Origin of the sequence: Corynebacterium sp. HMSC074C03 (assembly GCF_001838285.1) — a bacterium.
Taxonomy (GTDB): Bacteria; Actinomycetota; Actinomycetes; order Mycobacteriales; family Mycobacteriaceae; genus Corynebacterium; species Corynebacterium amycolatum.
Genome location: NZ_KV836254.1, coordinates 286,128 through 299,462 on the forward strand (window position 1 = coordinate 286,128; position 13,335 = coordinate 299,462).

Here is a 13,335-nt window from a genome sequence, read left to right on the forward strand (position 1 = left end):
AGCCCCGGTCCCCCTGGTTCCCCGTTGAATTGTGCCTAGGCTGTTTACTGCCTAGACTTTTGCCGCCTTGGCGGTTCGGAAACACTCTTGCACAGCGGGCATGACAAAGGCCTTCCGATAGATGCTCGGAAGGCCCTAACTGTGGATAATTTTTCGACTGTGGATAACTGTTAGCAGCTAGCTATACCATGAGATGAAAAGCTATAAGAGCTACGGCAGTCGCAGGTCAGGCTTATCCAGCTCCTCGATATTGACGTCCTTGAAAGTGATGACGCGCACGTAGCGGACAAATCGCGCCGGGCGGTGGACATCCCACACCCAGGCGTCCGACATCCGCAGCTCGAAGTAGACCTCGTTTTCGCTGTTGTGCGGGATTAGCTCCACAGCGTTGGCCAGGTAGAACCTGCGCTCCGTCTCAACAACATACGAAAACTGGCTAACGACATCGCGGAACTCCTTGTACAGGGATAGTTCAACGTCGGCCTCGTAGTTTTCTAGATCTTCTGCGCTCACGACCGCGACGGCTCCTTCGAGTGTTTACATGTTGCTCTTTTGTACATGTTGGCCTATTCGGGGTGCTCAAGATACTCCGCGTGCGCCAAGCGCACATTGCGGTATGACCACCGATGTTCGGGGGTTGCGCCATGGCGTGAAATCGCTTCCATATGCGATGCCGTGCCGTAGCCCTTATGCCCCGCCAGACCATAGTCCGGATACTTCTCCGATAGGTCAACCATAATGCGGTCGCGGGTGACTTTGGCTAAGACACTCGCAGCAGCGATGCATCGGCAGGCAGAATCGCCACCAATCACGGGCAAATAGGGTGCCGTGAAGCCGGACACCTTGAGTGCGTCGGTAAGCACATAGCCAGGGCGCTGCCCCAACCCGGCTACCGCGCGGCGCATTCCAGTGACATTCGCGTCCTGGATGCCGAATTGATCGATGTAAGACGCGGGGATCGTCGTCACGCAAAAAGAGGTGGCGAAGCGTTGGATGAGCGGAAAGAGCCGTTCGCGTGCGGCTGGCGTGAGTTTTTTAGAATCGGTGAGCTTATCCAGCTCTGCAATGGGGCGTTCAGGAAGGCAGCAGGCGGCGATAACTATCGGGCCTGCACAGGCGCCACGGCCAGCCTCGTCAACCCCAGCTACAGGCCCAAAGCCGCGCTTTGCCAGCGCGACCTCCATCGTGCGCGACTGCTTCAACCTCCGCAGTTTCGGCGCCGGCGGCGCGAGCAGACGGTGCTGACTAGTTGTGCTGGATTTAGTTGTGCTGGATTTAGTTGTGCTGGATGTCCGGATCATCGACGCCACCGATTCGGTTAAACGGCAGAATGATTGCCTGCACCTTGCCGACGACGTTATCCAGCGGCACAGTACCCTGCAGCTCGTCACCCATGTGATAGCGAGAGTCCGCGGAGTTGGTGCGGTTGTCACCCATGACCCACAGATGCCCCTCCGGCACTGTTACCGGCCCGAAGTAAGGACCACCACACTGCTCTGAGCCAAGATTATCCACCACCGGCTTGTCTGCCGGAGTTTTAATGAAATCCTGGTCTGTCATCTTGCCGTCGACCATGATGCCGGGATCTCCTGGCCTGCACTGCACAGTCTGCCCGCCCGTGGCAATCACACGCTTGACCAACGCATTTTCATCCGGGGCGACAAGGCCAATCCAGGACCCAACCGTCTGCAGCGAGTTCGCCACCGGGTTAGTAGAACGCTGTGACACGTAGTTACTATTCCAGGACTCCGGGCCATTAAAGACGACAACATCGCCGGGCTTGGGATCTGAGAACTGGTAGGAAACCTTATCCACCCAAATGCGGTCACCGGTGCACCCAACACATCCGTTGAGCGTCGGCTGCATCGACTCGGATGGGATCACGTAGACGCGGCCGATAAAGGACTGCACACCGGCACTTATGAGCAGGGCAATCACGATAATGATTGGAATCTCGATGTACCACGGAGTGTGTTTTTCAGGCTCCTCGTCAAGTTTCCGGAAGCCTTTCAAGCCTTCAGTACGGTCTTCTTTCTGGCCGTCAGTCTGTTCGCGCGAATCGTCGTCGGTCATGGGAAAAGACTATACGCGATAGAAAAATCCCCACCGAGCTCAACACTCGATGGGGATTATTTTGCGCCGAAAGACTAGCGGCGCTCCTTGATGCGTGCAGCCTTACCGCGCAGGTTGCGCAGGTAGTACAGCTTCGCACGGCGAACGTCGCCCTTGAAGACAACGCGAATCTCGTCGATGTTCGGGGAGTGCACCGGGAAGGTACGCTCAACAGCGATACCGAAGGATACCTTGCGGACGGTGAAGGTCTCGCGGACGCCACCGCCCTGGCGGCGGATAACGACGCCCTTGAAGACCTGAACACGCTCGGTCTTACCTTCAACAATCTTTACGTCGACCTCGACGGTGTCACCAGCGCGGAACTCCGGAATGTCGTCGCGCAGGTATGCTGCATCAACCTTGTCAAGAATGTTCATGGAAACTTATTCCTTTACTTTTTGCATAGACAGAGGACCCTGGCGGCGCTTTCCCACAGAGGGACGCTCGGCCGGTTCATGCCCGAAACAGGTAAAGCTGCCTATAAAGACAACCTGGAAATTATTACACACCCCCTGGTCAGAAACCAAACTCATTCGCTTTGGGCGGTTCTTCGGTGTCAGGCGTGTCGGTGTCAGGCGTGTCGGGAGTGTCGGTGTCTTCGCCCTTGCGCGCTTCCTCGACCAGCTTCTGCGATTGTTCAATCAGCTCTTGGCGGTACTGGTTATATTCTTCCAGTGCCTGCGTTATCCGCAATCCCCGCTTGTCAAAGGTGTAGCGCCCATGTCCGGCGAGCGGCCCATCTTCCAGGCTCACCGCCTTTTTGCCCGTGCTTGACGACGTCCACAGTTCCACTCCATCTCGATCACGTGCAACATTCCACAGACCAGCCGTTTTCATGTTGTGATGTCGGCGGCAGAGGCAGTGGAGGTTCGGCGTTTCCGTTGCTCCGCCCTCCTCTGGGCGCTCTTTGTCATACGGCTCAATATGGTCAATGTCGCAGAGCTCCGCAGGCACATCACAGCCTGGGAAACGACACGTGCCGTCCCGACCTTTAACGAAGGCCCTCTGACTTTCGGTTGGCGCGTAGCCCTCAGCGGATTCGTCGGCAAGCAAGCGGATATGCGTAACCTTGTCAATCCACGCCTGCGTTGCCAACTGCGAGATCCACCCCACGCCACCGAGCCAGGCAGTGCGAGGGCGTTCTTCTGTGGCGGGACAGTACAGGTTGAGAACAATCTTTGCTTCGGCGGTACCACGGATGAGATGCGTCAGAGCTTCGACGCGAGTACAGCCCGCCGAGGTGGAAATAGCTTGGAGAGTGGCTTTAAATTCGAGAGCGCGGGTCTTTTCCAGCTCCATAAAAACTTCCGCGAAGTTGTCGCCGTCTTCAAAACCGATGCTCTCTCCTACTATTTCGCGTTCTCCTGCGGGAAGCAGCGGATCGACATCACCCGGAAGGTTTTTGGGGCGAAGCTGAGGTTCAATTTCTTCGATAACCCGTTGCAGGAACTTATGCAGGCTGCGAACTCCCCGGAGCGCCTCGCCATGCTTACGGGGAATGACAAAGCGGGCAATTTCTTCTTCAACAGCTGCACGCACCTCTGGATCATGGAGCGGCGCTGTCGCGCGAGCAATGGTGATCAAATGCGCAAAGGGCAAATGAGCTCGAGCTTTAATAAAGGCACCCAGCCGGGGCATGCGCGCTAACTGAATGCCGACCTCTACATACTCGAGCGCTTTACCGCGGGAAATACCCAACTCGGGCGCGATTTCAGCAATGTATGCATCCACATCAACCTCAAGCGACTTCGGCGTGCAACCGCAAGCTATACCCAGTTCCAAGCGGTTGCGTTGGATACCCGCCACCGCCAACTGGTTCGTGGATGACTCGTGGAAAAACTGCGGCGCTTCAGGCAGCAGAGCCGCTTGGTAAACATCGGACGGTTGTTTGGCCGGACTACCTTTTTCAGACATTGTTCCCCCAAAGCCCCAACCCCACTCGGCGTCGGCGACCAGTGAATATCACTAGCCCAACGCCAAGAAGAGAAGCTCAAGTACTTTTGTTCTTGATACCACCATTTTAGCACTCTCGTTCGATTACACAACCCCTTTGGTGAAACTTTTTCGCTTGTTTTTTCGAGTGAGATATTGAATGTCGCGAGGTGCATATTCTTGCGACAGGCCGCGCACGCTAAGACGGCGCGCTAGAACGTCACGCTGATACACACGCCAATAACAACCGCCGCTGACCGCCGCCGACGGTTGCTACAAAGCACCCGCCCCCAACTGCTAGATTGTCTCCATGCAGCAGATTCCACGCTTTGACTCCTGGATTGTTCGAGGAACAATCATCGCCCCGTGCGTTCTGGCCATTGCACAGCTTCTGTGGGTAATTGCCATTTCCGACCGACTACCGGAGCAATTAGCAACGCATTGGAGCGGTAACGACACTCCCAACGGTTTCATGCCGCCAGTTCAAAGCACATTGATTATGGCGATCATCGTCATAGCATGTGCGCAGATCGGTTGGCTCGGCGCCAAGACCAGTACGCCGCTTGTCGTACGCAAGCCAATTGCAATAACCAACCTCGCTCTCTGCGGCTTCTTAATCGGCGTTGAATTCGCGATTATCATCCCGCAAATCGGCACGACGGACCCTACGACCGCCCGAATCGGCTGGATCTATGCAATAGCCGGCGTCATCATCGGCCTAGTAGCGGCCCTGCTCGTGACGCGCCGCCTCAAGGACTACTCCTCGCTTACCGACGCCACGGTCACCGAGCCGACATCGCCACAGTTGCCCCATCGAGAAGGAGACCCGACTCCCATCGACGTCAGTGTGACCATCTCTAAGGGCGTCAAGATCGCCCTCGCAGTCTGGTGCGTGGTGTCTGTAGCGCTCGCAGTGTTCCTGCCAAGCCTCGGCATTGTTTTTCTGCTGTGCACGCCGCTATTCCTCATCGCATATGAAACCGGCATGACACTAGACACGGACCCGAAGACAGATTCCATTACCGTTTTTAACGGCTGTGGACCGCTGAAGATGAAACACCCCATTGAGCTTCGAACCATCAAATATGCGAAGCCCGCCACTTATAACTGGGCCGACGGTGGCGGTATTGGGCTTCGACTTGGCAATGATGGCCGCATCACCGTGGCGGCACGGTCAGGCGAGGCAGTCAAGATTGAGACCTCGGGGTCCGATTACACCATCGTCGTACCGGATGGAATGGCTGCGGCTGTCGCGGGTGAGATCAACAGCCGCATCGACGCTATGCGCCAATAGGCTATGCGCTAATAGGCTATGCGCTAACAGATCGAGCGCTAAAAGCCTGCCCTGCGCAGCGCGTCAGCCATGGAACCGCCGCCTCCACCGCGGTTGGCTCCACCGCGCTTCTTATTCTGGGAACCACGCTTTCGGCCGCCTCCACGACCATCACGACGACCGCCGTCACGCTTTGGCTTGGCATCCGAGGCGTCGTCGTCAAGCCTGAGCGATAGACCGATGCGGTTGCGTTCGACGTCAACGTCGAGAACCTTCACCTTGACCACCTCGCCCGAGCGGACGACCTCGTGCGGGTCGGAGACGAAACCGCGGGCCATGTTGGAGACGTGGACGAGGCCGTCCTGGTGGACTCCGACGTCAACGAAGGCGCCGAAGGCCGCGACGTTGGTGACGGTGCCCTCGAGAATCATGCCGGGCTGAAGATCGGAGACCTTCTCCACACCTTCCTTGAAGGTGGCGGTGACGAACTCGGGACGCGGATCGCGGCCGGGCTTGTCCAGCTCGGTCAAGATGTCCTGGACTGTGGGAAGTCCGATACCTGCGGACTCGTCGACGAAGTCCTGGGCACGAACCTTGGACAGGACGCGGGAATTGCCGATGAGCTCCTGAACGCTGACGCCAGCCGACGCAGCGATGGCGTCGACGACGCGGTAGGACTCCGGGTGCACGGCGGAAGAATCCAGCGGGTTAGTGGCACCGTGGATGCGTAGGAAACCGGCGCACTGCTCGAAGGCCTTGGGCCCAAGACGCGGAACCTTCAACAGTTCCTTGCGGGAGGTGAAAGCGCCGTTTTCGTCTCGGTAAGCGACGATGTTGTCCGCAACAGTCGAGGACACGCCAGCAACGCGACCGAGCAGCGGCGCGGAGGCGGTGTTGACCTCCACGCCGACAGCATTCACGGCGTCCTCCACCACGGCATCGAGAGAGTGCTCGAGCTTGGTCTGGGAAACGTCGTGCTGATACTGCCCGACGCCGATGGACTTCGGATCGATTTTCACGAGCTCGGCAAGCGGGTCCTGCAGGCGGCGGGCAATCGAAACGGCACCGCGGAGAGAGACATCCATGTCCGGGAACTCGGATGCTGCCAGGGACGATGCGGAGTACACGGAAGCACCGGCCTCAGAGACCACCACAGGAGTCGGCTTTTGGCCTCCGGCCTGAGCAATCAGATCGGCTATTTCGCGGGCCAGGGTTTCGGTCTCGCGGGAAGCGGTGCCATTGCCGATAGCCATGAGCTCCACGCGGTGCGTGGCACAAAGAGTGGCCAGCTGCTCCTTGGCGCCAGACCAGTCATTGCGCGGCTGGTGCGGGTAGACGATGGCAGTGTCGAGCACCTTGCCGGTGGAGTCGACAACGGCGCACTTCACACCATTGCGGTATCCCGGATCCAGGCCGAGAGTGGCACGCTGACCAGCAGGGGCAGCCAGCAGCAGGTCGCGCAGGTTACGGGCGAAGACATCCACGGCTTCAGCCTCGGCGCGCTCCTTCAGGCGAGTGCGGGCATCGAGGGCAGCGGACACCTCCAACTTGGTACGCCAGCCGAAACGAACGGCCTGGTCAATCCACTTGGAGGCACCGCCGTCGGGAAGCTCAAAGGCCTCACGAATCATGTGTTCGTAGGTCTCATCTTCACCCGCATCGATGTTGAGAGTCAGGATGCCCTCGGCCTCTCCACGCAGCACGGCCAGCACACGGTGGCTGGGCATGGTCTCGAGCGGTTCGTTGTGCTCGAAGTAGTCGCGGTACTTCGCGTCCGCAGTCTCCTTGCCCTCCACCACGGCAGCGGCGGCGGAACCGGAAGACCACACCTGCTCACGGACAGAGCCAACCAAATCAGCATCAGTAGCGAAGCGATCGACCAAAATCGCACGGGCACCGGTCAGAGCGTCCTTCGCATCCTTACCAGCTGCCTCGCCATATTTAGTGGCCAGAGCCTCGGGGTCCGCGGCGGGGTCGGCCAGTAGCTCCTCCACCAGCGGTTCGTACCCGGCCTCACGCGCAATATCGGCCTTGGTCTTGCGCTTCTTTTTGTACGGCAGGTAGAGATCTTCCAACCGTGCCTTGGTGTCGCAGGCGAGGATGGCGGCCTTGAGGTCGTCGTTAAGCTTTCCCTGCTCTTCGATGGCGGCGAGAATCGTCTGCTTGCGCTCTTCTAGTTCGCGCAGGTAGACGACGCGTTCCTCGATGAAACGCAGCTGTGTGTCATCGAGCCCGCCGGTTACTTCTTTGCGATAGCGGGCGATGAAAGGCACGGTGTTGCCTTCGTCGAGAAGCTTGATAGCGGCTGCGACGGCACTTTCGGCAACGTCCGCACCAGTGGCGGCGAGTTCTCGGGCAATTACTGATGAAATCACCCGGGCAACTTTACTATCGTGGAAGTACCAATTGGCGAACGCCCCACAGAAGGCTCGCAGTTAACACCGGAAAAGGAGCCCCATGAAGCAGAAACTCTGTGCCGAATACCTGCGCATTTCCGATGAGGAGGCAGCGCGGTTAGTTGAGGTCGCAGCACCTGCGGCGACCAGCGACGGCGGCACGGCGGGGCTCGTTAACGACGGCGCGGAGAAGATTATTCTGCAGCACTTCGTCGACGTTCCGGACGAAGATGCCCTGGACATCGACACGGACTGGGAGTCCCTGCTGCGCACCCTGACCGGCAATCCCATCGACGGCCAGGCGCTCGGCGACCCGCTGGCGGAGGCCATCCTCGGCGCCGACCGCGTCTGCCGCAAGCCGCTGTCTGCAGTCATCCGCGCCGATCGCGTCGGCGACGTGCACCAGACGCTGGCAAACATCGACTTAGACGCCCGCATCACAGACAATGGTTCGCTTATCGACGAGGCCACTGCGACACAGCGGTACCGCGAACTCGTGGCCTTCTACGAGGAGACTAAGGCAGCGCGTAGCGCCGTGCTCGTGGCCATCTCCTAAGAACTAGCAGCGCAACTGCTAAGCCGATAACTCCGGCGATGAGGCCGCCGATAACATCGGTGAGCCAGTGCGCCCCGACCCACACGCGCGACAGTGCCACAGCACCGATAAGCGCGATGATGGCCAGGTCGAGCAGCTTGCGAGCTGTGCGGCGCAATACGGGGATGGCCAGCTGCATCGCGGCCATGCCGCTGGAGGTAACCGCTGCCACATGTGCAGAAGGAAACGCCGCATCGTGCAGGTTGACCAGAGAGAACTCCTCGCCCGGTCGATCGCGGTCCAAAAACCACTTCATGGCATAAGTCACCGCAATCGACGAACCGAATGACGCCGGTAGTAGCAACGCCCACGCACGGAAGCGGAACCATAGAAGTGCCGCAGCAACTAGTGTGACCGGCGCGACGTAAATCGGCCGGATAATCTCGCTCAAAGTCAGCATCAAACTATCGACGCGGCCATCCTGTGCCCCGTGCAGGTCACTGACCCAGCCTGCAAACGACTGATCTACGCTCCCCGCTAGCTGCGTTTGAGTGAACCACGCCAGTGCCCCTAGGACAGCTAACCAACCAATGACGTGCCGGGGTCGCGCAATTCGAACACGTGCCACTAGCAGTTCTCCTCGGTTACTTCCCCAATGACCTCTTGAATTATTTCCTGGTCACGGACGCTGAGGTCGACGTCGGCAAGCAAATCCGGACGACGTTCGGCCGTACGAATGAGTGACTGATCGCGCCGCCAACGGTCCACCAGCGCGTGATTGCCGCTGATGAGAACGTCCGGCACTTCTAGTCCACGCCACTCGCGCGGCTTTGTGTAGGACGGCCCTTCGAGCAGACCGTCAGAGAAAGAGTCCTCCTCGTGGCTCTTGCGGTTGCCCAACACACCTGGGATTAACCGCACGACGGACTCCGCAATCACCAGCACCGCCACTTCCCCGCCGATCAGCACATAATCCCCAATAGAGACCTCACGCACGCGATAACGATTAGCGGCATCATCAATAACGCGCTGGTCAATGCCCTCGTAGCGCCCGCACGCGAACACAATGTGCTCCTCGTGTGAGAACTCCTGTGCCATTTGCTGCGTAAACGGCTCGCCCGCCGGGGTCGGGACAATCAGCAGGGGCTTCGCTGAATCTTCTTCGCTTAACGACGGCACTTCCACTGCAGCATAGGAAGATTCCTCGGCCAAACCCAGTTTCTGATCATGGCGGACATTGTCCAAATGCGGCACAGCGGATGTCAACGACTGCTCCACTTTCAGCGTCGCGACCTCGTCGAGAGCGGGACCCCAGACATCCGGCTTCATAACCATGCCGGGGCCACCGCCGTAGGGCGAGTCATCCACGGCTTGGTGTACACCTGGCGCCCAGTCGCGCAGGTTGTGCACTCCGACGCTCAAAATGCCCTGTTCGATTGCCTTGCCCAGCAGCGCATGGCGCAGTGGTTCGAGGTACTCCGGGAAGATTGTGACTACATCGAGACGTAAGCTCACAGCTCCAACAGTCCTTCCGGTGGCGTGATGGTGACGGTAGAATTCTCAAGGTCTACTTCCGGAACGATTTCCTCTACCAGAGGGATAAGAACCTTCCGGCCGCCACCGTCAAGCGTGACTTCAAGGAGACGGTGAGCGGGAGCACGAACAATAGAAGTGACCTCGCCGATATCGGTGCCGTTGTGGACAACGCGCAGGCCTTCGAGTTCAAAGTCGTAAAAGTCCTCGTCTTCGAAGACGGGCTCGGCATAAAACTTCATACCCCGATGACGCTCGGCCTCATTGCGACCCGGAATCTCTTCGAAGCGAACCAGCAAACGCCCCTGGTGCGGGCGTGCCGTTTTAACAGTCAGCTGTTCCTCACGGCCGGCCTGTACACCCAACAGCGTGGCCCCGACTGCGAAACGCCCTTCCGGGTCATCCGTTGTCGCATCGACGACGACTTCCCCGCGTACACCGTGGGGCTTAATTACTCGGCCAATAAGCACCATGTCAGCTACCGACACGCGCACACTCCCTCTCTTATAAAGGCTCTGTAAAACACCCGCGTAAAGCAAAAAAGGCGCCACCCAACACTTCGTCTTGAAGTATAAGGTAGCGCCCGGATTAGCTAAGCGGCGTACTCAGCGTCCTTATTACTCGGCGTCCTCGGAAGCCTCGGACTCAGCAGCCTCAGCCTCGGCAGCCTTTGCGGCCTCCTCAGCTTCCTTAGCAGCCTTAGCTGCTTCCTTGGCCTCGCGGCGCTTAGCGGTGATGGCCTCAGCGGACGGGCCGTTGTTGGCCTCTTCCAAAGCCTTGTTGAACAGTTCGAGTTTGGTCGGCTTCGGCTCAGCAACCTTCAGAGTGCCCTCAGCACCCTCGAGGCCCTTGAACTTCTGCCAGTCGCCGGTGACCTTCAGCAGAGCCAGAACCGGCTCAGTCGGCTGTGCGCCGACGCCCAGCCAGTACTGAACGCGCTCGGAGTCGATCTGGATAACCGACGGCTCTTCCTTCGGCTGGTAGATGCCCAGGTTCTCGATAACCGCACCGTTGCGACGGGTACGAGCATCAGCAACGACAACGCGGTACTGAGCGGTACGAATCTTACCCAGGCGCTGCAGCTTAATCTTGACTGCCATGAGGATTTCCTCTTTCTTCTATGTCACTGGACAATACTTATGCATCCGAGCTCACGAGTAATTACTACCGAAGTGCCTCGGACCGGTTTTGCCCTTGGGATATTTACACTGCGCGTGACCACCGGGCGGCCGTGGCCGGATCCGATGAATTCGCAGTCGTGCCTCAGCTGAGGGGTTCTCATTGAGACAGCTTGAGGTATGTTACCAGCAGTTTTTGGAAATTAACAAAACTGCGCACTCGAAACGCTGCACACCCACTAAAGCTGAACGTCGTTGACAGTGCGGTAACGTAACATTCTATGAAAACCACCGGCACCCAGTATAGGTATGACTTGGACGGACTACGGGGCATTTCAATTGCCCTCGTAGTCCTTTTCCACGTTTACGTCGGTCGCGTTTCCGGTGGTGTGGACGTATTCCTCTTGCTCTCCGGGTTTTTCTTCTTCGGCGCGCAGTACCGCAATGCCATCAATCCCCGGCAGTCCATCAATCCGTGGTGGAGCATCTGGCGCACGCTGCGTCGCCTAATCCCGACACTGGTGCTGGTCCTCTTCGCGACAACCCTGTTTGTCATTTACTTCATTCCATCGCTTCGCACCATTGACATTGCCCAGCAACTCCGCGCCAGCCTGCTCTACTACCAAAATTATGAACTGGCACTCCAGGGCTCGGACTACGCTGCCGCAGAGAGCGAAACTTCCCCACTGCAGCACCTGTGGTCAATGTCGGTGCAGGGTCAGTTTTACCTCGGCTCAATCTTGCTCATCTCCCTACTCGCCTGGATGACGCGCTCATCCCGGATTGTCGGGACTGTCACCTCACCAGTGGAGGCGAAGCGTACCGACGCTACTGGCGGTAGACTCCGCCGAATCCTCACCCCGTTACTGGCAGTTATCACTCTCGGCTCGCTTGCCTATGCCTTCTATATGCACTCCGAGAACCAGGGGTGGAACTACTACTCCACTGTCAGCCGCCTCTGGGAACTCTGCCTCGGCGCACTACTCGGACTGATTCTTGTCCGGGGCTCCATCCCCATGCCCAAACCTCTACGAGTGCTGTTAGCAGCCATCGGCCTCGCACTGGTGGTCTCCACCGGTTTCATCTTCGACGGTGCCGCACAGTTCCCAGGCCCTTGGACACTATGGCCCCTCGGAGGTGCTGCGCTGATTATTATCGCTGGCCCCGAGGCGGGTTGGATCTCCAAGTTCCTGGCCAGCCGCCCAATGCGCGAGATAGGCCAGAGCGCCTACGCGCTCTACCTGTGGCACTGGCCTCTTCTCATCCTGACCATAAACTACCTCAACCGCGATGCCCCGGGGCTGAAGCTCGGTACCGCGGTCATTATCGTTTCCTTCATTCTGGCCAAGCTCACCAATAAATATGTCGAGCTACCGCTGGCCCAATCGACTCGTCGACCGACCCGGACACAACCCGTCGTCGGCGATGCCATCCACGCAATCAAGCATCGTCGCCCGGCTCGTCGTCAAGCGGTAGTCGGCGCTGTTGTAATCATTGCGTTGGTTGGCATGACCAGCCTTGTCAACGTGCAGCAGCTGCGCGTCAATCGTGCCTCTGCCACCAGCCTAGATCCAATGGTCTATCCAGGTGCGCTCGCGCTTACCGACGGGTACGAGGTGCCGAAGGCAGCCACAAAGCCGAATACCGATTTCATCACTGACCTCTGGCCGGAACCCGCCCTCGATGGTTGCCTTGCGACAGGCGGCGAAGATGTCGGATACTTCCCGCCGAATCGCCGTTGGCGCGATGAGACCCAGCCGTGTGTTTACGGTGACCCGGATGCTAGTGAATCGATTGTCATAATCGGGGGCTCGCACATGGAACACTGGTTCGCCCCAATCGATGCCTACGGCAAGAAGCACGGTTACCGAGTGGTCGTTCTCCTTCGACAGGGCTGTCCAGCGACTTTAGAACCAATCCACGGAGTCGGCGACATCTGCGTGCCCTGGACTTTCGAGGCACTGCAGAAAATTGACGAGATTCAACCAGAGATGGTTTTCACCACCTCGACCAGGCCCTTATTCCAGGCGGACCCACCGCAGCCCGGCGACTATACGCCGGATGGCTATGTCTCGTTTTTCGCTGCTCTACAAGAACGCGGAATTGATTTCTTCGCCATCCGCGATAACCCGTGGGCGCTACGGGAGGACTTGAGTCAGTTCTCCCCCAGCGTGTGCGAAGAAGCGAACGAAGATTGCACCATCCACCGCAAAACTGCTCTAAATGCAGAAAATCCCGCTGAGGAAATTCTTGCAAATTTCCCCAACGGGCACAGTCTAGATTTTTCCGACATCTTTTGCGGCCCGACTACCTGCCGCAATGTTATCGGCAATATCTACGTCTACCGCGACAGCAATCACATCACCGATGAACTAGCGGCCACCTTCAGTGCCGAAATGGGCCGCCAGATCCAGGAGAGCCTGCGGGACTAGCTAC

At 58.4% G+C, this 13,335-nt stretch carries 13 protein-coding genes; 3 read left to right on the forward strand and 10 right to left on the reverse strand.

All coding sequences use genetic code 11. The annotated features are described in order from the left end of the window. Positions 1–210: 210 nt before the first annotated feature. The 5 genes from HMPREF2847_RS10380 to HMPREF2847_RS10400 all read right to left on the reverse strand — a co-directional run bounded on the left by HMPREF2847_RS10380 (position 211) and on the right by HMPREF2847_RS10400 (position 4,026). Positions 211–513, reverse strand: a complete 303-nt coding sequence (locus tag HMPREF2847_RS10380; RefSeq protein ID WP_005509529.1) for a DUF2469 domain-containing protein — start codon at positions 511–513, stop codon at positions 211–213. A gap of 53 nt (positions 514–566) precedes the next feature. Beyond that, on the reverse strand, positions 567–1,211 hold the full coding sequence (locus HMPREF2847_RS10385; RefSeq protein ID WP_083327377.1) for a ribonuclease HII: 645 nt from the start codon (positions 1,209–1,211) through the stop codon (positions 567–569). Positions 1,212–1,275: 64 nt separating this feature from the next. Beyond that, entirely contained in the window at positions 1,276–2,073 is a 798-nt protein-coding gene (gene lepB, locus HMPREF2847_RS10390; protein WP_048735525.1) for a signal peptidase I, read from the reverse strand. 74 nt (positions 2,074–2,147) lie between these two features. Continuing rightward, on the reverse strand, positions 2,148–2,489 hold the full coding sequence (gene rplS, locus HMPREF2847_RS10395) for a 50S ribosomal protein L19 (protein WP_048735522.1): 342 nt from the start codon (positions 2,487–2,489) through the stop codon (positions 2,148–2,150). A 139-nt stretch (positions 2,490–2,628) separates the two neighbouring features. Continuing rightward, on the reverse strand, positions 2,629–4,026 hold the full coding sequence (locus HMPREF2847_RS10400; protein WP_070852345.1) for an HNH endonuclease signature motif containing protein: 1,398 nt from the start codon (positions 4,024–4,026) through the stop codon (positions 2,629–2,631). A 328-nt stretch (positions 4,027–4,354) separates the two neighbouring features. Here HMPREF2847_RS10400 and HMPREF2847_RS10405 point away from each other — a divergent pair, with 328 nt between their 5' ends. Further along, positions 4,355–5,338, forward strand: a complete 984-nt coding sequence (locus HMPREF2847_RS10405) for a DUF1648 domain-containing protein (RefSeq protein WP_070852346.1) — start codon at positions 4,355–4,357, stop codon at positions 5,336–5,338. A 38-nt stretch (positions 5,339–5,376) separates the two neighbouring features. On the opposite strand, the gene HMPREF2847_RS10410 is transcribed toward HMPREF2847_RS10405, so the two are convergent. Then, positions 5,377–7,692, reverse strand: coding sequence for a Tex family protein (locus HMPREF2847_RS10410; protein WP_070852347.1), 2,316 nt, complete (start codon positions 7,690–7,692; stop codon positions 5,377–5,379). A gap of 82 nt (positions 7,693–7,774) precedes the next feature. Here HMPREF2847_RS10410 and HMPREF2847_RS10415 point away from each other — a divergent pair, with 82 nt between their 5' ends. Further along, positions 7,775–8,269 (forward strand): DUF1877 family protein, encoded by a 495-nt coding sequence (locus HMPREF2847_RS10415; protein ID WP_070833640.1) that lies wholly within the window; start codon positions 7,775–7,777, stop codon positions 8,267–8,269. Here HMPREF2847_RS10415 and HMPREF2847_RS10420 read toward each other — a convergent pair. From HMPREF2847_RS10420 to rpsP, 4 genes are all read right to left on the reverse strand, one after another. Continuing rightward, a complete protein-coding gene (locus tag HMPREF2847_RS10420) occupies positions 8,229–8,876 on the reverse strand; it encodes a phosphatase PAP2 family protein (protein ID WP_070852348.1) in 648 nt (215 codons plus the stop codon). The genes HMPREF2847_RS10415 and HMPREF2847_RS10420 overlap by 41 nt on opposite strands. Then, a complete protein-coding gene (gene trmD / locus HMPREF2847_RS10425; RefSeq protein ID WP_070852349.1) occupies positions 8,876–9,763 on the reverse strand; it encodes a tRNA (guanosine(37)-N1)-methyltransferase TrmD in 888 nt (295 codons plus the stop codon). The genes HMPREF2847_RS10420 and trmD overlap by 1 nt, the downstream gene beginning before the upstream one ends. Next, positions 9,760–10,254: a ribosome maturation factor RimM gene (gene rimM, locus HMPREF2847_RS10430; RefSeq protein ID WP_070852409.1), complete on the reverse strand. Its 495-nt coding sequence runs from the start codon at positions 10,252–10,254 to the stop codon at positions 9,760–9,762. The genes trmD and rimM overlap by 4 nt, the downstream gene beginning before the upstream one ends. Before the next feature lie 144 nt (positions 10,255–10,398). After that, a complete protein-coding gene (rpsP, locus tag HMPREF2847_RS10435) occupies positions 10,399–10,881 on the reverse strand; it encodes a 30S ribosomal protein S16 (RefSeq protein ID WP_070852350.1) in 483 nt (160 codons plus the stop codon). A 299-nt stretch (positions 10,882–11,180) separates the two neighbouring features. Here rpsP and HMPREF2847_RS10440 point away from each other — a divergent pair, with 299 nt between their 5' ends. Further along, positions 11,181–13,331 (forward strand): acyltransferase family protein, encoded by a 2,151-nt coding sequence (locus tag HMPREF2847_RS10440; RefSeq protein ID WP_070852351.1) that lies wholly within the window; start codon positions 11,181–11,183, stop codon positions 13,329–13,331. The last annotated feature ends 4 nt before the right edge of the window (positions 13,332–13,335 follow it).